Annotated in this window: 13 protein-coding genes; 3 read left to right on the top strand and 10 right to left on the bottom strand. The window is 74.1% G+C overall.

Going from position 1 to position 17,693, the window contains the following annotated elements:
• Nucleotide 1 precedes the first annotated feature (1 nt).
• A complete protein-coding gene (locus ACWH4W_RS02915; RefSeq protein ID WP_473074282.1) occupies nt 2–1,447 on the bottom strand; it encodes an LCP family protein in 1,446 nt (481 codons plus the stop codon).
• A gap of 128 nt (nt 1,448–1,575) precedes the next feature.
• On the opposite strand from ACWH4W_RS02915, the gene ACWH4W_RS02910 reads away from it, so the two are divergent.
• Entirely contained in the window at nt 1,576–2,616 is a 1,041-nt protein-coding gene (locus ACWH4W_RS02910) for a glycosyltransferase family 2 protein (protein ID WP_473074281.1), read from the top strand.
• 66 nt (nt 2,617–2,682) lie between these two features.
• Here the strand turns inward: ACWH4W_RS02910 and ACWH4W_RS02905 are convergent, their stop codons facing one another.
• The 5 genes from ACWH4W_RS02905 to ACWH4W_RS02885 form a co-directional block, all read right to left on the bottom strand.
• The gene (locus tag ACWH4W_RS02905; RefSeq protein WP_473074280.1) at nt 2,683–4,257 is read right to left on the bottom strand and encodes an LCP family protein; all 1,575 of its coding nucleotides are present in this window, start codon (nt 4,255–4,257) and stop codon (nt 2,683–2,685) included.
• Between the two features lie 145 nt (nt 4,258–4,402).
• A complete protein-coding gene (locus ACWH4W_RS02900) occupies nt 4,403–6,040 on the bottom strand; it encodes an LCP family protein (RefSeq protein WP_473074279.1) in 1,638 nt (545 codons plus the stop codon).
• An 82-nt stretch (nt 6,041–6,122) separates the two neighbouring features.
• Nucleotides 6,123–7,916, bottom strand: coding sequence for an LCP family protein (locus ACWH4W_RS02895; protein ID WP_473074278.1), 1,794 nt, complete (start codon nt 7,914–7,916; stop codon nt 6,123–6,125).
• A 242-nt stretch (nt 7,917–8,158) separates the two neighbouring features.
• Entirely contained in the window at nt 8,159–9,367 is a 1,209-nt protein-coding gene (locus ACWH4W_RS02890) for an LCP family protein (protein ID WP_473074277.1), read from the bottom strand.
• Between the two features lie 221 nt (nt 9,368–9,588).
• Nucleotides 9,589–10,350 carry a TIGR03089 family protein gene (locus ACWH4W_RS02885; RefSeq protein ID WP_473074276.1) on the bottom strand — a complete coding sequence of 254 codons (762 nt, stop codon included), beginning with the start codon at nt 10,348–10,350 and terminating at the stop codon, nt 9,589–9,591.
• 140 nt (nt 10,351–10,490) lie between these two features.
• Here ACWH4W_RS02885 and ACWH4W_RS02880 point away from each other — a divergent pair, with 140 nt between their 5' ends.
• Together ACWH4W_RS02880 and manB are read left to right on the top strand one after the other, a co-directional pair.
• Nucleotides 10,491–12,020, top strand: a complete 1,530-nt coding sequence (locus ACWH4W_RS02880; protein WP_473074275.1) for a peptidoglycan recognition protein family protein — start codon at nt 10,491–10,493, stop codon at nt 12,018–12,020.
• Between the two features lie 119 nt (nt 12,021–12,139).
• Entirely contained in the window at nt 12,140–13,222 is a 1,083-nt protein-coding gene (gene manB / locus ACWH4W_RS02875; protein WP_473074274.1) for a mannose-1-phosphate guanylyltransferase, read from the top strand.
• A gap of 455 nt (nt 13,223–13,677) precedes the next feature.
• Here the strand turns inward: manB and ACWH4W_RS02870 are convergent, their stop codons facing one another.
• From ACWH4W_RS02870 to ACWH4W_RS02855, 4 genes are read right to left on the bottom strand one after another with little or no spacing between them, the layout of a single operon-like run.
• Nucleotides 13,678–14,658, bottom strand: a complete 981-nt coding sequence (locus ACWH4W_RS02870) for a DNA-3-methyladenine glycosylase family protein (RefSeq protein ID WP_473074273.1) — start codon at nt 14,656–14,658, stop codon at nt 13,678–13,680.
• A 51-nt stretch (nt 14,659–14,709) separates the two neighbouring features.
• Nucleotides 14,710–16,017 carry a coenzyme F420-0:L-glutamate ligase gene (locus tag ACWH4W_RS02865; protein ID WP_473074272.1) on the bottom strand — a complete coding sequence of 436 codons (1,308 nt, stop codon included), beginning with the start codon at nt 16,015–16,017 and terminating at the stop codon, nt 14,710–14,712.
• Nucleotides 16,014–16,973 (bottom strand): 2-phospho-L-lactate transferase, encoded by a 960-nt coding sequence (cofD, locus tag ACWH4W_RS02860; protein ID WP_473074271.1) that lies wholly within the window; start codon nt 16,971–16,973, stop codon nt 16,014–16,016. The genes ACWH4W_RS02865 and cofD overlap by 4 nt, the downstream gene beginning before the upstream one ends.
• 41 nt (nt 16,974–17,014) lie before the next feature.
• Entirely contained in the window at nt 17,015–17,590 is a 576-nt protein-coding gene (locus tag ACWH4W_RS02855; protein WP_473074270.1) for a cysteine dioxygenase, read from the bottom strand.
• Between the last annotated feature and the right edge of the window lie 103 nt (nt 17,591–17,693).

Genomic DNA, 17,693 nt, shown 5'->3' with positions numbered 1-17,693 from the left:
CTCAGCCGCAGGTGACCTCGTCGCCGCGGACCACTCCGAACTCTCCCTGGCCCGGGTCCCGGGGGCGCACCTTGCGGACCTTCTCGAAGTCGGTGCCCGCGACGACCTTCAGGGTGGGGCCCTGGCCGATGACCGGGCGGAGTTCGCTGCCGGGGAGCGCCGCCGCGAGGGACTTCGCCGAGCGGTCCCAGCGGGGATCGTAGGCGACGACCGTGCGCGTGTGGTCCTGACGGGCGGCGTTGACGGGGGCCTCGGTGGTGTCGAAGCCGGTCGCCGCCAGGGCCGCGTCCACGCGCCGGCCGAGACCGGACGTGCGGGTGCCGTTCTCGACCTGCACGCGGATCCGCTTCGGGTCGACCGGCACCCGCAGGGCCGCGCCGGACGAGGGCCGCGCGGACAGCGGCCGGTCGCGGCGGAGCGCGTCGAAGATGCGCTCGGACTTCTCCGGGTCCCACTTCAGCGTCGAGCCGATGCCCTTCACCACAGGGCCCGGCGTCACCACGGGCACGGTGGTGAACTCCGACGACGACGGTGAGAAGTTCCGCATCGCCCGCCCCAGGTCGAGCAGTTCACCGGTGCCGAACCCCTCGTCCGCGCGGACCGAGCCGAGCACCGCGCGGGTGACGTCCCGGAACCTCATCGGGTTCAGCAGGATCCCGGACGAGGTGGCCCGCTCCACCAGCGCCGCGAGGAAGTGCTGCTGCCGCCTCGTCCGGCTGAGGTCGGAGCCCCCGTCGACGTGCCGGGCGCGGACGTACTGCAGGGCCTCGCCGCCCTTGAGGGTGTGCCGGCCCGCGGGCAGGTCGAGCCCGCTGCGGCTGTCCCTCAGCCGCTGGTCGGTGCAGATCTCCACACCGCCGACGACGTCGACGGTCTTCATGAAGCTGGCGAAGTCGACCTCCAGGTAGTGGTCGATCTTCACCCGGGTCATCTTCTCCACCGTGCGCACGGTGAGCTGCGGCCCGCCCTCCGCGTACGCCGCGTTCAGCTTCAGTGGATGCCCCTTGTGCTGCTGCCCGCTGACCCGGTCGGTGTGCGGGGGCGTCTCGGCGTAGGAGTCGCGGGGCAGGCTGACGACGCTGGCGCGGTCCCGGTCCTCCGAGATGTGCACGATCATGATCGTGTCCGTGCAGTGGCAGGGCGCCCCGCCGAGCCGGTACTTCTCCCGCTCCTCCTCGCCGACGCTGTCCCGTCCGTCCGTGCCGACCAGCAGGATGTTCATGCCGTGCCCGGCCCGCGGCCGGTTCTTCATGTCGCGGAACGGGTCGACCCGTGCGATGTCGTCGTCGAGCCCGCTGAGCACCGCGTGCCCGATCCCGGCGGACGCGAGCACCACGACCGACAGCGCGGTGACGGTGCGCATGACCCAGCGCGGCCGGCGGCGCGGGGGCGCGGGCGGGCGCCGGTCGGGGGTTCGGGGCCGGGGGGAGCGCGGCGGCGTGGGCAAGGGGGCACCTCCGGACGACGGCCGAGCGTGGAATCGTGAGCACCGTAGGCCGATACGATCTGCGGCCCCGCGCACAGCACCCCGGCACGCGCAACCGTGTCCCCCGTTCGCGGTAACGTGAGGCTCCTATGAACGCCAATCCCGACGTGCGGCCCCCGGCCGTCTCCGTGATCATGCCCGTCCTCAACGAGGAGCGGCATCTGCGCGGCGCGGTCCGCGCGATCCTCGCCCAGGAGTACGCCGGCGAGATGGAGGTCGTGATCGCCCTCGGTCCGTCCACGGACCGCACGGACGAGATCGCCGCCGAACTCGTCGCCGAGGACCCGCGGGTGCGCACCGTGCCCAATCCGACCGGCCGCACCCCGGCCGCCCTCAACGCGGCGATCAAGGCCTCACGCCATCCGGTCGTGGTCCGCGTCGACGGCCACGGGATGCTCTCCCCGAACTACATCGCCACCGCCGTACGCCTCCTGGAGGAGACCGGCGCGCAGAACGTCGGCGGCGTCATGCACGCCGAGGGCGAGAACGACTGGGAGCGCGCCGTCGCCGCCGCGATGACCTCGAAGATCGGCGTGGGCAACGCAGCCTTCCACACCGGCGGCGAGGCGGGCCCCGCCGAGACCGTGTACCTGGGCGTGTTCCGGCGCGAGGCGCTGGAGCGGCAGGGCGGCTACAACGTGGAGTTCATCCGCGCCCAGGACTGGGAGCTGAACTTCCGCATCCGCGAGGCGGGCGGACTCATCTGGTTCTCGCCCGAGCTGAGGGTGTCGTACCGGCCCCGCCCGTCCGTGCGGGCGCTCGCCAAGCAGTACAAGGACTACGGACGGTGGCGCCACGTGGTGGCCCGCTACCACGCCGGCTCCATCAACCTGCGCTACCTCGCCCCGCCGACCGCGGTGTGCGCGATCGCGGCCGGACTCGTGGTGGGCGCGGCGCTCACCCCGTGGGGCCTCGTGGTCCCCGGCGGCTACCTCGCGGCGATCACGGCGGGCTCCATACCCGCCGGCAAGGGGCTGCCGTTGAAGGCGCGGCTGCGGATCCCGGTGGCCCTGGCCACCATGCACATGTCGTGGGGCTGGGGCTTCCTGACCAGCCCGCGCTCGCTGGCGAAGAAGGTCATCGCCTCCCGGCGCCCCGCCGTCCGGGCGGAGGACGCCAAGGCGGCCTGACGCCCCGTCCGCCCTTCCCTCCGGGAGCCGAAGGCCCCTTCCCGCGCCGGGAAGGGGCCTTCGCGCTCACCAGGTGAAGGCCGGGTTCACGTGCATGCACGCCTCGTCGTCCGCGCCGTTGAGCGCCTGCGCCGACTCGGGCAGGGCGTCGTCCTCCTCGGGCGCCTCGTACCGTGTGCCCTCGCGCCAGTCGGCGCCCACGACGAGCGTCACGCCGGACACGTCGGTGGACCGCTTCACCGCGTCCGCCGGGATGCCGAGGACCGCGGCGACCCGGCGGGCGTCGCCCGCCAGGTCGGCGCTCGGGTAGCGCACCACCGTGCGCTCCTCGGCGGCGGTGCCGTCGGTGTCGGCGGTGGCGCCGGTGAATCCTTTCTCCCGGAGCTCCCCGGCGATGGCGCCGGCCCGGTCCGGGGCGGGCGCGAGGGTGTCGGTGCGGGTGCCGTTGCGGACCTGCACGGCGATGTCGGCGTCGTCGGCGGCCGGATCGGCGGGCGGCTTCTCCACGCGGGGCTCCGGCTTGGCGTCCCTGCCGTCCAGGGCGATGTCCTCGCGCACCAGCCGGAACAGCTTCTCGGCGTCCTCGGTGGGCTCCACGCGGGCGCCCACGTACCGGTTGGGCATCGTGGTCATGGTGATGCGCTCCGGCGGCACCTTCCGCAGCTCGGTGCTCAGGTCGTACAGCTTCTTCACCGTGTCGAGGCCGGGGTCGACGGTGAGCGCGCGGGTGGCCTCCTCGGCCAGCCGGCGCAGGTTGTTGGGGCTGCTGAGGGTGGCGTTCTCGCGCAGCTGCCGGGCCAGCGAGTTCATGTACATGTGCTGCGCCTTGGCGCGCGCCAGGTCGCTGCCGTCCTCGAAGCCGTACCGGGTGCGCAGCCACTGCAGGGCCTGTTCGCCCTTGACCGGGTGGGTGCCCTTCGGCAGCTTCAGCCCGGATCCGTGTCCCTGGCTGTCGCGCGAGTGGATGTTGGCGTCGACGCAGACGGGGACGCCGCCGATCGCGTCCGCCATGGCGACCACGCCCGCGAAGTCCACCATGACGAAGTGGTCGATGTGGATGCCGGTGAGCTCCTGCCAGGTGGCCACCGTGCAGCCCGGACCGCCGTGCCCGAGGCTCTGGTTGGCCATCATGCGGCCCTCGCTCGCCGGGTACACCGTGCCGTCGTCGGGGTCGGTGCACTTGGGGATGTGCAGCAGGGTGTCGCGCGGCATGCTGATCACGGACATGTTGCTGCGGTCGGCGGACAGGTGCACCAGCATCTGCACGTCCGCCAGCGGCGTGGAGCCGAACGTCTCGCGGGCACCGCCGAGTTCCTGGTTCGCCTCGCTGTCCCGGGCGTCGCTGCCGATGAGCAGGATGTTCAGCGGGGTCTGGCCGGCCGCGTTGGGCGTCGGCTCGGCGACCTTGCTGTCGCCGAGGTTCAGCGGGTCCTTCTTGATGTTGTCGTTGAGCTGCCGGTAGTACAGGAAACCCGCCCCGCCGGCCGCGAGGACGAACAGCGCGAGCACCGCGGCCGACCATGCGAGTATCCGGCGGACGCGCCGGGGGCGGGGGCCCGTGCCGTCGGCGGACGGCTCGTCGTCGGGAGCCGGCGCGCGCTCCTCGTCGCGGGCCGTCTCCCGCGTGGCGTTCTGTGTCACTGCCCTGTCCTTCCCACCCCTGGAAAACACCTCGCTCCGGCGCGCAGGCCCCGCCCTGCGTCCTGTTAGACGCACGACGGGCCCGTCAGTTGCCCCGGGTTCTCCCTCGATTTCCCGAGGAACGGCGGGGGCTCCGCCGCGGCCGCTACCAGCGGTACGGCGCGTACACGTCCATGCAGGCGCCCTTCTCCGCCGCGCTCAGGGCGTCGGCGTCGTCCGGCAGGTCCCCCGCCTTCGGCGGCTCCGGCTCCGGGTACCTCCCGCCCTCCCGCCAGTCCGCGCCGACCACCACGGTGACGCCCGTGACGTCGGCCGACCGGCGGACCGAACTCGCAGGGATGCCCAGGGACTCGGCGACCCGCCGGGCGTCCCCCCGCAGACCGGCGGCCGGGTAGCGCACGACGGTCCGCTCCTCGGCGCCGGCGGCGGAGAGGTCGGGCGCGGCACGGGTGAAGCCCCGCCCGGCCAGCTCCCGGGCGACCGCGCCCGCCCGGCCGGTGACCGGGCCCTGGGCCGCGGACCGGGTGGCGTTGCGCACCAGCACCGCGATCTCGTCGTCGGGGGCGGAGGGGTCCGCGGTGCGCTCCTCGCGGGACGGCTTCCCGGACGTGCCCGAGCCGCCCTTCGTGTCGAACGGCACGTCGTCGCGGAGCAGCGACCAGACCCGCTCGGCGTCCTCCCCCGCGGGAAGCAGGTGGTTGGCGTTCTGCGGGTCCTGGACGGTCGGCAGGGTCGTCATGGTGATGCGGTCCGGCGGCACCGTCCTGAGCTGCGTCGCCAGGTCGTACAGCTTCTTCACCGAGCCGATCTCCTCGGAGACCCGGAGCGACCTGGTGGCCGCCTCGGCGAGGTCGGTGAGCCGGCCGGTGTCGGTGAAGACGTTCTGGCCGCGCAGGGTGCGGATCATCGAGGTGAGGTACATGCGCTGCGCGCGGGTGCGCAGCACGTCGCTGCCCCACGCGTGCCGGGTGCGCAGCCACTGGAGCGCTCGCACGCCCTCCACCTCGGTCCTCCCGGCCCGCAGTTTCAGGCCCGACCCGCCGGGCACGCCGGGCAGCGGCCGGTCCCACACGTTCTGCCGGACGCAGACCTCGACCCCGCCGACCGCGTCGGCCATCCGCACCACGCCCGCGAAGTCGACGGTCATCCAGTGGTCGACGTAGACGCCGGTGAGGTTCTCCCAGGTGGCGAGCGTGCAGCCCGGACCGCCGCGCCCCAGCGAGGTGTTGATGATGTCGTTGGTCGCCGGGTACGCCGTCCCGGTGTCCGGGTCGGTGCACCGGGGGATGTCGACGCGGGTGTCGCGCGGGATGCTCACCACGGCCGCGCTCTTCCGGTCGGCGGCCAGGCGGATCAGCATCTGCACGTCGCCGAGCGGCGGGTTGTCGCGGTGGGCCTTACCGCCGCCGAGTTCCACGTTGGCGTCGGAGGCGCGGCTGTCGGAGCCGATCAGCAGGATGGTGAGGGGCGTCTGCCCGGCCGCGTTCGGATCCGACTTCTCGGCCTTGGAGTCGCCGCTGCTGCGCTCGCCCTTCACCAGGTTGTCGTTGAGGTGGTCGTAGTACAGGCAGCCGGCGCCGGCCGTGCCGAGTATCAGCACCGCCAGGGCCGTCGCCGACCAGCACAGGGCGCGCCGCGCCCGCCCGCCGCGCGGTCTCCCGCCGTGCGTGCCGCCGCCCTCCGGGGCGCGCCGCCCCTCGGGACGGCCCTCCTCCGGCGGGCCGGACCGGCGCGGGGCGCCGCCCGGCCGTGCCCCCTCCTCGTACACGTCGCTCCGCCTCATCGTGCGGTGTCGCTCCCCCACCCCTGGGCACGGGACGGGCCCGTACGCGTCCCGTGGAACGCGAGACGGGCCCGTCAGGCGCCTATGCGGCGCACACGACCTTGTCCGCCGTGGACGTGGACTTCTTGATGTCGTCGGGCGCCTTGTCCGGGGGCGTGAGCGACACGCCCGCGCCCTTGAAGTCCTTGCCGAGGGTCAGCGTCATCGCGGGCAGGCCCTGGGAGTTGGTGACGCTCTCGCCGGGCTTCATCGCCGCCCCGGACAGGCCCATGATGGCGGCCAGCCGACGTGCCTCGTCCGCCTGCTCGGGGGCGTACTCGAGGGTGGTCTTCGCCAGCTCCGCGGGCGCGTTGCCCCCGTTCTCCGACTTGCTGACGCCCTGCTGGACCTGGAGCCAGCTCAGGGTCGACTGGGCGCTCCCGGCGGGCGCGCCGCCGTTGAGGACGCGCACCCGCACCTCGGACGCCGGGGCCTTCTCGCCCTTCAGGCGGGCGGCGACGGCGGCCTTCTCCTTCTTCTGCTGCTGCTTGACCTCGGTGAACGACACGTCGTTGCGGATCAGGTCGAAGACCTGCGGCGCCTTCGACTGGTCGAGCACGACGGTCGCCTTCACCTTCTCCGCCGGGTTGTCGAGCACCGGAACCGTGGCGAACGTCAGGTTCTTGACGTTCAGTTTGCCCAGCTCCAGACCGAGGTCCTTGAGCTTGTTGATGCTGCTCAGCTGGGAGTCGACGGTGAGCGCCTCGGTGCCCGCCTCGGCCAGCTTGATCATCTTCGACGGGCTGGTGAGCGTGTCGCTCGACTTCAGCTCGCGCATCAGCGCGCTCAGGAACTGCTGCTGCAGCCCGATCCGGCTCAGGTCGCCGCCCTGTCCCACCGAGTGACGGGTGCGCACGAACGCCAGGGCCTCCTCGCCCTCGATCCGGTGCGTGCCCTTGGGCAGCTTCAGGTGCGAGTCCGGGTCGTCGATGTCCTTGGCCAGGCACACCTCGACGCCGCCGACCGCCGTGGTCAGCGTCTTCACCGCGTTGAAGTCCGCGACCATGAAGTTGTCCGGCTTGATGCCGGTCAGCTCGGTCACGGTCCGCATGGTGCAGCTCGGCGTACGGCCGTTCTGACCGAGGCTGGTGTTGAAGCGGACGCCGGTGGAGCCGGGGATGACCTTCTCGCTGCCGTCCTCCTGCTCGGTCGGGCAGTCCGGGATGTCGACTATCAGGTCGCGCGGGATGCTCAGCGCGGTCGCGTTCGTGCGGTCCTTGGAGACGTGCAGCAGGATCGTGGTGTCGGCGTGGCCCGCGCTGCCCTTGTCGCCGTAGCCCTCGTTGCCCGCGCCGGTGCGCTTGTCGGTGCCGATCAGCAGGATGTTGATGGCCTGGTCCTTCTTGAAGCCACCGGTGCTCGCGCCGTCGTCCGACACGGTCGTGATGTTGTCGTTGAGGTGCTCCAGGTACAGGTAGCCGGCCACGCCCGTGCCGAGCACCAGGAAGGCCAGGGTGCCGCTGCCCCACAGCAGCGCCTTCTTCGCCTTCTTGTTCTTCTTCGCCGGCCGGCGGCCGCGGCGGCCCGTCGGCGGCTCCTCCGGCGCGCCCCGGCGGCGGCGCTGCGGCGGCACCTCCCGCCCGGGCGCCTCACGCTCCGGGGAGGCGCGGCCGGGGCGCTCGGACGCCTCGCCGGGCGACGCCGACCGGGTACGCGGTTGTCCCGCACCCGGCTTCTGCTGCCCTGCCCCCGGCTTCCGCGGCCCGCGCGGGGCCGGAATGGGTGACTGCGGTGCGGAAGGGCTCAGTCGCAGTTCGTATTCGCCGGTGTTCGGATTTAGTACCCACTGATCTGCGGGATCGATGTTCTCCCCCCGCCCACGGCCTTGCGCGTCCACGGTCGCTCGAATCCTCCGTCGGGGCCACGCGGCGCCTTTCCCCTCCCAGGCGCTCGGGTCTCGGTCACACAGTGCGGGATCTCAGGACGGACCTGAAGGAACGGACGCACCGGATGGCTCACACTAACGGCCCGGATCGGTCTCCGGCGACGCCGGTGACGAATTCCACGCCTTCACAAGGGGCAATCCGCCCATTTCTGTGGACAGGAGTTCGCAATCCGGGAGTTGCCTTTGTGTTTCCTTTACGCGCAGGTGTCCTCGGCGGCGGTGTTCCCGGAGAACGTCGGAGCCGGGGACACGCTGTCCGCCGGTGCCGTTGTTTCCTTTTCCGTGGCCTTTCGCTCACCGTGCGTGTCCACGCGTACCGGTTCGTCCCTGCGCAGCCGCTCGAACAGTTCCCCGGCGGCGGGCTGGGCGAGCTGGTCCCGATTCACGTCCCCGGCGTAGGACTCCCTTGGGACGGTGAGGAATTGCACACCTTCCGCGGGGATGTCACGCACACCGCGTACGAGTTCGTACAAACCGCGCAAGCTGGCGAGTCCGGGGTCGGTGGTCAGGGACGAGGTGGCCGCGTCCAGGACGGGATACAGCTTCACCGGATTCAGCAGGATCTCGTTGCTGCGGACCTTGTTCACCAGCGCGCCGAGGAACCGCTGCTGCCGTTCGATGCGGCCGGTGTCGCTGCCGTCCCCGAGGGTCTTGCGCACCCGGACGTAGCCGAGCGCCTGTTCGCCGTCGAGGGTCACCCGCCCCGCGGGCAGGCGCAGGCGGGCGTCCTCGTCGTCGATGGGCTCGGTCAGGCACACCTCGACGCCGTCCACCGCGTCGACCATCTTCTTGAACCCCTCGAAGTCGACGACGACATGGTGGTCGACGCGGATGTCGGTGAGGTTCTCGACGGTGCGGACGGTGCAGGCCGAACCGCCCACCTCGAAGGCGGTGTTGAACTGCGCGAACATCGGCGCCGAACGCGACCCGTCCGGGCGGCGGCAGCCGGGCACGTCCACCATCAGGTCGCGCGGCATCGACACCGCGGTGGCGCTGCGCCGGCCCGCCGACAGGTGCAGCAGGATCACCGTGTCCGAGCGCTCGGTGCCCGGGTCGCGCCCGTAACGGCGGTTCTCCGCGCCCGCACGCGAGTCCGACCCGATCAGCAGGATGTTGAGGGCGTCCTTCACCAGCGCGGTGGGCCGGTCCTTCTCGAACCGGGCGAGCTCGGCCGCCGCCGCCTCGTCCGGGGTGATGTTCCCCTCCAGCTTCACGTACACCGCCCACCCGGCGGCCGCGGCGCCCGCCAGCGCGAGGGACACCCCGAGGCCGACGCCCCACCCCCAGCGCCGGCGGCGACGGCGGCCGCGGCCACACCCGCTCGGCGAGGAGCCGGCGCCCGGGCCGAGGGGACGCCCCGCCGCCCCCTGCCCGCCGGGGGTCGCGCCTGCGGTGTCGCTCATGCCGGTTCCACCCCTCCCTGCGTCCGGGCCGGGACGGCGTACGGGTGCGGCCTGCCGTGCGTGCCGCGCGGGTGCGCCCCGCGCGGGCGCCTGCCCTCGGGTGCGTGCCGCTTCCTACGACTGTGGCCCGGGCGAGGGAGGGGCGGGGGGTGGTGCTGCGCCGAACGGGTGAGGCGGGGGGCTTTGGAGGTGCTCTGCGGCGGCCGGGCGCCGAGGGCAGGTCAGCGGGCGATGGCCGTGACCCGTTCGCTCTCCACGCGCTGGTCGAGGGCCTCGGGGTCCAGCCGGTCGAGGTTGCGGCACAGCACCACGGAGCCGCCGGTCGCCAGCGGCGCGTACAGCCCGGCGCCGAGGCCCTCCCACGTGTCGTACGGCAGCCCCGAGAGGATGCGCGAGCCGGGGCCGGTCAGCCCGAGGTCCGGCGCCTCTGCGCGGGCCCGCTCGACGACCTCCGCGCCGGAGAACTCCCGGCCCGCCACGATCAGCGCCGGCGCCTCCGGGTCGACGGGCGCGTACGGCGCGAACCGGTCGCCCTGGCCCGGCACCTCCACGGCGTAGTCGGCGAAACCCTCCGGCGGCTGCGGGAAACGCCCGCCCAGCGGCCGCAGCGCCAGGGCGACGCGGGGGCCCGAGCAGGCGCGGGCGGCCGCCAGCGACTCCGGCTCCGGGCCGCTCACCACCACGTCCGCCGCGGCCGGGTCGCCGCCGACGTCCGCGACCACGCCGACGGACGCGCACGCCAGCAGCCACACCGCGGTCTGCCAGTGCGCGGGCAGCAGCAGGGTCACCCGGTCGCCCGGTTCGACGGACAGCTCGTCCTGGAGCAGGTTGGCGGTCTTGGCCACCCAATTGGCGAAGGTGGCCACGGACAATTCGACCCGCTCGCCCGTGGCGTCGTCGTAGAAGGTCACCAGGGGGCGTCCCGGGTCCGCGGCGAGCGCGGAACCCAGCAGGTCGGCAGGGGTGCGGTCGGTGGCGTTCACCCGCGCAAGGGTACGCGGCCCCGGCCGCGCGCACCCTCCGTGCGGGTCAGGCGCGGGCCACCGGTTCGGGGGAACGGCGGCCGACGGGCCGTCAACTGAGCGATGGACAGATTTGTCTGGGTGTGTCCAAGCTCAGGGGCATGCGTGGAATCCTTGCTTCCTCAATCGGCGTCACCTGCGCCGCGGCCCTCGCCCTTCCGCTCGCCCCGCCCGCGGCAGCGTCCGCCGCCTCCGTCGCGTCCGCCGGGACGCCGGTGCCGGTGCCGGTGCCGGTGGCGAGCGTGGCCACGCGTAGCGCGGGGACCTCGTCCGGGGTCCCGGACGAGGTCCCCGGCAGCACCCGGTCGCTGCCCCTGCGTCCCCTCACCCACGACCGTGCCTCCGGCGCCGTCCTCGGTCTGACACCCCGGACGGTCCCCGCGTTCTCCCTCCTCGGCGTCGTCTGGGACGACCCCTCCGCCGCCCTGCACGGCCGTGTGCAGGTCCGCACCCGTGCGGCCGGCACGGGGGAGTGGTCCGGCTGGCAGGACGTCGAGACCCACTACACCGAGCACGGGGCGGACCCGGACACCGCGGAGGCCGCCTCCGGGCAGGTGCGGGGGGCCACGGCACCGCTGTGGGTGGGGGAGTCGGACGGGGTGGAGGCGCGGGTGCTGCCGGAGTCCGGCGAGCCGGAAGACGCCCCGAAGGGGGACGTCGACCCCGTCGGCACCGGGTCAGGTGAGGGGCAGTCAGGCGGGGAAGGGGCGTCAGGCGGGGAGGGGGCGTCAGGCGGGGAGGGGGCGTCAGGCGGGGAAGGGGCGGAGGAGACGGGTGAGGTGTCCGCCCTGCCGGCCGGGCTGCGGCTCGACCTGGTCGATCCGGGGGAGGCCGGGTCCGCCGACGGCGCCGAGGCGCCCCGCACGGGCGTCATGACCGCCGAGGCGGAGGCCGCCTCCGCCGCCAACTCCGCGCTCGCGCCGCTCGGCGCCACCGAGATCCCCGCGCTGACCGCCGAGGAGACGCGCGAGGAGCTCGTCACCCTGCGCGGCGCCGAACTGACCGAGCAGCAGCAGGCCACGCCGTACATCGGGCCGCGCCCCGCCATCGTCACCCGGCACGGCTGGGGAGCGGACGAGAGCCTGCGGGAGAAGAAGTTCTCCTACACCAGCGAGGTGAAGGCGGCCTTCGTGCACCACACCGCCTCCGGCAACGGCTACTCCTGCTCGCAGGCGCCCTCCCTGATCCGCGGCTTCTACCGCTACCACACCAAGAGCCTGGGCTGGCGGGACATCGGCTACAACTTCCTCGTCGACAAGTGCGGCCGCATCTACGAGGGCCGGGCCGGCGGCGTGGCCGAACCGGTCAAGGGCGCCCACACCCTCGGGTTCAACTCCAGGACCACGGGCATCGCCGTCATCGGCTCCTACGGCTCCGAGAAGCCGTCGTCCGAGGCGGTGAAGGCCGTCGCCCGGCTCACCGCCTGGAAGCTGGGGCTGCACGGCATGGATCCGAAGGCGAAGACATCCCTGACGTCCGCCGGGGGCAACCTGTACGCGAAGGGCAAGAAGGTGAAGATGAAGGTGATCTCCGGCCACCGGGACGGGGTCAACACCTCCTGCCCCGGGGGGAAGCTGTACGAGAAGCTGGGCAGCGTGCGCTCCAAGGCGGCCGGGTACCAGGGCCGCTGAGAGGGCCGGCGCTGTGACCGGTCGCAGCGCCGCCCGCTCCGATCCTGCCGGGGCCTTCTGCATACACTGACCGGCCGAAAGACAGTTCGGCCGGACCCGGCAGGAAGCAGAGACGACAGGTGACAGAAGCGATCCTCCTGGTCGGCGGCAAGGGCACGCGGCTGCGCCCGCTCACGGTGCACACCCCCAAGCCGATGGTCCCGGCGGCCGGGGTGCCGTTCCTCACGCACCAGCTCGCGCGGGCGCGCGCGGCGGGCGTGGAGCACATCGTCCTCGCCACGTCGTACCTGGCCGAGGTGTTCGAACCGCACTTCGGCGACGGGTCGGCGCTGGGGCTGCACCTCGAGTACGTCACGGAGGAGGAGCCGCTCGGCACGGGCGGCGCCATCCGCAACGTCGCCCCGCGGCTGCGCTCGGGGCCGGACGAGCCGGTGCTGGTGTTCAACGGGGACATCCTCACGGGGCTGGACATCCGGGCGCTGGTGCGGACGCACGAGACGTCGGGCGCGGATGTCTCCCTGCACCTGACGCGGGTGACCGACCCGCGTGCGTACGGGCTGGTGCCGACGGACGGGACGGGGCGGGTGCTGGCGTTCCTGGAGAAGCCGCAGACGCCGGAGGAGATCGTCACCGACCAGATCAACGCGGGGGCGTACGTGTTCCGGCGCTCGGTCATCGACACGATCCCCGCGGGGCGGGCGGTGTCGGTCGAGCGGGAGACGTTCCCGGGGCTGCTGGCCGCGGGGGCGCACCTTCAGGGCATGGTCGACTCGACGTACTGGCTGGACCTCGGGACGCCGACGGCGTTCGTGCGGGGATCGGCCGATCTGGTGCTCGGCAAGGCGCCGTCGCCTGCCGTGCCGGGGCGGTGCGGGGACCGGCTGGTGCTGCCCACGGCGACGGTGGCGCCGGACGCGAAGCTGGCGGGCGGGACCGTGGTGGGCGAGGGGGCGTTCGTCGCGGAGGGCGCGCGGGTGTTCGGGTCCACGATCCTGCCGGGCGCGGTGATCGAGCCGGGGGCGGTCGTGACGGACTCGCTGATCGGGACGCGGGCGCGGGTGGGAGAACGGTCGGTGCTGACCGGCACGGTCATAGGGGACGGCGCGGTCGTCGGGGCCCGCAACGAGCTGCGGGAGGGTGTGCGGGTGTGGTGCGACGCGCGGATTCCGGCGGGGGCGGTGCGGTTCTCTTCGGACCAGTAGGGGGTTCGGCCCGGTGAGGGGTGGGTCGGGGTCCGGCCCGGTGGGGGTTGCGGTCCTACGCCTGCGGCGCAGGGTTGCTGTGCGGTGGGGGCTGGTGTGGCGCCCACGGGGGGTGGGCGGTGCGGGGCCGCGGTGGGGGTGGTCGTCCTCGGTCCGGCGCGAGAGTGCGTGTGTGTACGGCACAGGGCGTGGACGCGCCGGCCGCCGCGGGCGCCCACCCCGCTCCGTCCCCTCCCCGCCGTGCGCGGCTACGCCCCGCCCACGCCGGGTGCCCCGCCTCGCCCTACGCGGCTGCCGTCCGGCCGGGCGGGGGCACCCCCTCCGGGGCGCCCCCTCCGGGGGAGGCACCCCGCTGGCTCCGGGTTGCGCCGACACCCCCGGCCCGCGCCCACGCCGGGTGACGGAAAAGCAGGGGGGTGCGCAGCACAACGCAGGGTGCCGCAGCGCACGGGGTCTCAGAGGCGGGCGATGTCGCCGTGCGGCATACGGGGCGCCCGCCGCGCAGGCGTCCTCCCGCTCAGCAGGATCAGCCGCACCGCGCGGTGCCGCTGCCCCGCGTACGGCTCCAGCAGCGACAGCATGACGGAGTCGTCCGCGTCCCGGTCCCCCGCCAGCGCCCACCCCACGATCCCCGGCAGATGCAGATCCCCCGTGGTCACCGAGTCCGCCGCCCCGTGACTCCGCTGCACCGTCTCCGCCGACGTCCACGGTCCGATCCCGGACACCAGCTCCAGCCGCGCCCGCGCCTCCTCGGGAGGCATCCCCGCCGCCTCCTCCAGCCGCGCGGCGACCCGCACCGCGCGCAGCACGGTGGACGCCCGCTTGTCGTCGACGCCGGCGCGGTGCCACTCCCAGGAGGGGATCAGCGCCCAGGTGCGCGGCGCCGGCATCACCGCCATCCGTTCGGGGGCGGGCCCGGGCGCCGGCATGCCGTACGTGCGGACCAGCAGCCGCCACGCCCGGTACGCCTCCCCGGTCGTGACCTTCTGCTCCAGGATCGACGGGATCAGCGACTCCAGCACCAGCCCGGTGCGCAGCAGCCGCAGTCCCGGCCGGCGGTGACGGGTGAACGCCAGCAGCCGGTGCCGGGGGACGAAGGCGGACGGGTCGTCGGCGGCGCCGAGGAGGTCGGGGAGGCGGTCGAGGAGCCAGTCCGCGCCGGGACCCCAGGCCTCGCCCCGGATGCCGTCGTCCGACCGGGTCACCCGGAGCGTCCCGGGGCCCACGGGCGTCAGGCTGGCCCGCCACGCGGCGCCGTCCGGGGTGGTACGGAACGTGGGGTCGCCGGTGCCGCGGCGCAGCGGGCCGAGGACGAGGCCGAGGTCCAGGGGGCCGTCCGGCGCGTACGTCCGTACCCGGGGCGCGGTCGGCGCCTGGCGCGGGACCCGCGCGGGCGTGGTGGCCCGTGTCGGGCGGGGAGCGAAGCGTCCGGCCACGAGAGTCCCCCGGGGTGAGAGTGAAAGGCTCCTACGAGGGTAGGCCCCTGCTCACCGCACCTCGATGAACCGGGCGGCGTCGCGCTCGGGGCGCGGACGCGGTTCCTCGGCCGGGTGGCCCACCGCGACCGCGCCCATCGGGTCCCAGCCGGCGGGCAGGCCGAGGACCCGGCGGACCACGTCACGGCAGAACATCGTCGACGACACCCACGCCGAGCCGAGCCGCTCGCCCGCGAGGGCCACCAGGAAGTTCTGCACGCCCGCGCCCGCGGCGACGACGAACATCTCCCGCTCCGCGCCGTCCCTGCGGGCGTCGCCGTAGTGGTGCGAGCCGTCCGTCACCAGGCAGGGCACGACCAGGTACGGCGCGTTGCGCAGGACGTCGCCGCGGCGGACGCGCTTGGCGATGGACTCCTCCGACCTGCCGTCCCGGCGCAGGTCCGCGATCCAGGCGTCGCGCATGGCGTCGAGCAGGCGGGTGCGGCTCCCGGGGGACTCGAGGAGGACGAAGCGCCAGGGCGTCGTGTGGTGGGGTGCGGGGGCCGTGACGGCGGCGGCCACCGCGCGGCGCACCGCCCCGGGGTCGACCGGCTCGTCGGTGAAGGCCCGTACCGTACGGCGCCGGGTGACCGCCTCGCGCACCGCCTCGGACGTGCCGAGGCGGAACATGTCGTCGCGCGCGTCGCGGACCAGGGCGCGGGCGCCCTCGCCGTCGCCGGACGCCGTCGTGTGGCCCAGCCCGCGGACGACGGCCACCGGGAGGCCCGCGGCCTTGCCCTTGACCAGGTCGCCGGCGGAGGCCAGCTCGTCGGCGGTGGCGACGACCGTGGCGGCGAGCGGGTTGCCGTGCGCGTCGGTGCCGCCGCGCAGGTCGTCCAGTACGCGCACGCCCGCCGCGCCGATCGCCACGTCGGTCAGGCCCGCCCGCCAGGGGCGGCCGAAGGTGTCGGTGACGATCACGCCGACCTCGACGCCGAGCGCGTCGCGGAGGCCGGCCCGGATCGTGCGCGCGGAGGCGTCCGGGTCCTCGGGCAGCAGGAGGACCGTGCCGGGGGCCGTGTTGGAGGCGTCGACCCCGGCGGCGGCCATGACCAGGCCCTGCCGGTTCTCGACGATGCGCAGGGGGCCGCGCCGGGCCACCACCCGTACGGTCTCCGCGTCGATCGCGGCCTCCCGGTCGGCGGCCTCGACGATCCGGCCCTCCGCCTTGGAGACGATCTTCGAGGTGACCAGCAGGACGTCGCCGTCGGCGAGGTCCGGCGCGGCGGCCGCGATCAGCTTGGCCAGGTCGTCGCCGGGGCGGACCTCGGGCAGGCCGGGGACGGCCCAGACCCGGTAGGACGGGTGCGCCTCGCTCATGCCGTACGGACCTCCTCGGCCAGGGCCAGCGCCTCCCGGGCCATCCCGGCGGCCGCGTCCACGTCGGTCATCATCAGCGGCACGGCCCGGCAGCGGATGCCCGCCGCCTCGACCCGCTCCGCACGGTCCGCGTCCACGGTGTCGACCAGCCAGCCGTCGAGCAGCCCGGAGCCGTAGTGCTCGGCGACCGCGGCCGCCGTGGACTCCACGCCGACGGCGGCGAGCACCTTGTCGGCCATGCCGCGCACCGGGGCGTCCCCGACGATCGGGGACAGGCCGACCACCGGCACGCCCGCGTCGGCGATGGCCTCGCGGATGCCCGGCACCGCGAGGATGGTGCCGACGGACACCACGGGGTTGGACGGCGGGAACAGGATGACGTCGGCCCCGCCGATCGCCTCCAGGACGCCGGGGGCGGGCTTGGCCTGTTCCGCGCCGACCGGCACGACCGCCTGCGCGGGCACCGAGGCCCGCAGCCGCACCCAGTACTCCTGGAAGTGGATCGCCTTGCGCTCGCCGTCCAGTTCGACCGCCACGTGTGTCTCCACGCGGTCGTCGGTCATGGGGATGAGGCGCACGCCGGGCCTCCAGCGGTCGCACAGCGCCTCGGTGACCGCGCTGAGCGGGAAACCGGCGCCGAGCATCTGGGTGCGCACGATGTGCGTCGCGAAGTCGCGGTCGCCGAGCCCGAACCACTCCGGGCCGACGCCGTAGGCCGCGAGCTCCTCCTTGAGGTGGAAGGTCTCGTCGCTCCGCCCCCAGCCCCGCTCCTCGTCGATGCCGCCGCCGAGCGTGTACATCACCGTGTCGAGGTCCGGGCAGACCTTCAGCCCGAAGAGGTGGATGTCGTCCCCGGTGTTGCCGATGACCGTGATGTCCGCGTCCGGCACGGCCCGCTTCAGACCGCGCAGGAAACGGGCACCGCCGATGCCGCCTGCCAGAACCACAATGCGCATGGGGCCATCCTCGCAGGCCGCCACGACATCGCGTCAGCCAGTCACCGGAGCGGTGCCGGGCGTGCCTCGCAGTGCGGGGCGGCGGCCGGGCGGAACCGGGACGCGGGGCGCATCGGCATCTCGGTCAGGCCCGGGTGGTAGACGTGCAGGCTGACGGCGGGTTCCAGGGTGTCGTTGACGACGTCGTGCGTGTAGCCGGGCGCGAAGACCCTTCCCCACTCCCGGCTCCTTTTCTGCTCCCGGCTCCCCACGAGCGGGGGGACCCCCACGGCGCCGGCGGTCAGCACGCGCGTGCCGCGGTCGGTGTGCTCGGTCAGCGCGCCCTCCAGGACGGTGAACATGCCGGAGGAGCCGCCGTGGTCGTGCGGTCCGCTGCCCTGGCCGGGCACCCAGGACAACAGCCACACCTCGTAGCCGGGTCCGGTGCGCAGCCGGTGGTACCAGCGGCTGGCGGCGTCGTAGCGCACGAGGGGTTCCCACTGGGCGCGGTCGGCGGCGATGGAGCGGGCCAGGCCGGCGAACTCGGCCACGGTGGAGGGGTGTTCGGGCTCGGGCTGGAGCAGGTGCGGGACTTCGAGGAGGTCGCCGGCGATCTGGAGGTCGCTGTCGCTGTTCATGGGTACGGAGGTCCTCGGCGCGGAGAGGGAGGGGCGGTGGGGGTGTCACGCCGCGTGGGGCCCGGGTCGCGGGCGGGCGGCTGGGGGAGCCCCGGTGAGGGCG

The sequence above is a fragment of the Streptomyces sp. DSM 120436 genome, from assembly GCF_055778765.1.
Note: the sequence above shows the minus strand (reverse complement) of the source record. Positions and strands in the feature narration are given on the sequence as shown.

What these genes read in the sequence shown, in the direction of transcription:
- ACWH4W_RS02910 (WP_473074281.1), top strand. Translation starts at nt 1,576, where the DNA reads ATGAACGCCAATCCCGACGTGCGGCCCCCGGCCGTCTCCGTGATCATG.
- ACWH4W_RS02900 (WP_473074279.1), bottom strand. Translation starts at nt 6,040, where the DNA reads ATGAGGCGGAGCGACGTGTACGAGGAGGGGGCACGGCCGGGCGGCGCC.
- ACWH4W_RS02890 (WP_473074277.1), bottom strand. Translation starts at nt 9,367, where the DNA reads ATGAGCGACACCGCAGGCGCGACCCCCGGCGGGCAGGGGGCGGCGGGG.
- ACWH4W_RS02880 (WP_473074275.1), top strand. Translation starts at nt 10,491, where the DNA reads ATGCGTGGAATCCTTGCTTCCTCAATCGGCGTCACCTGCGCCGCGGCC.
- ACWH4W_RS02865 (WP_473074272.1), bottom strand. Translation starts at nt 16,017, where the DNA reads ATGAGCGAGGCGCACCCGTCCTACCGGGTCTGGGCCGTCCCCGGCCTG.
- cofD (WP_473074271.1), bottom strand. Translation starts at nt 16,973, where the DNA reads ATGCGCATTGTGGTTCTGGCAGGCGGCATCGGCGGTGCCCGTTTCCTG.
- ACWH4W_RS02855 (WP_473074270.1), bottom strand. Translation starts at nt 17,590, where the DNA reads ATGAACAGCGACAGCGACCTCCAGATCGCCGGCGACCTCCTCGAAGTC.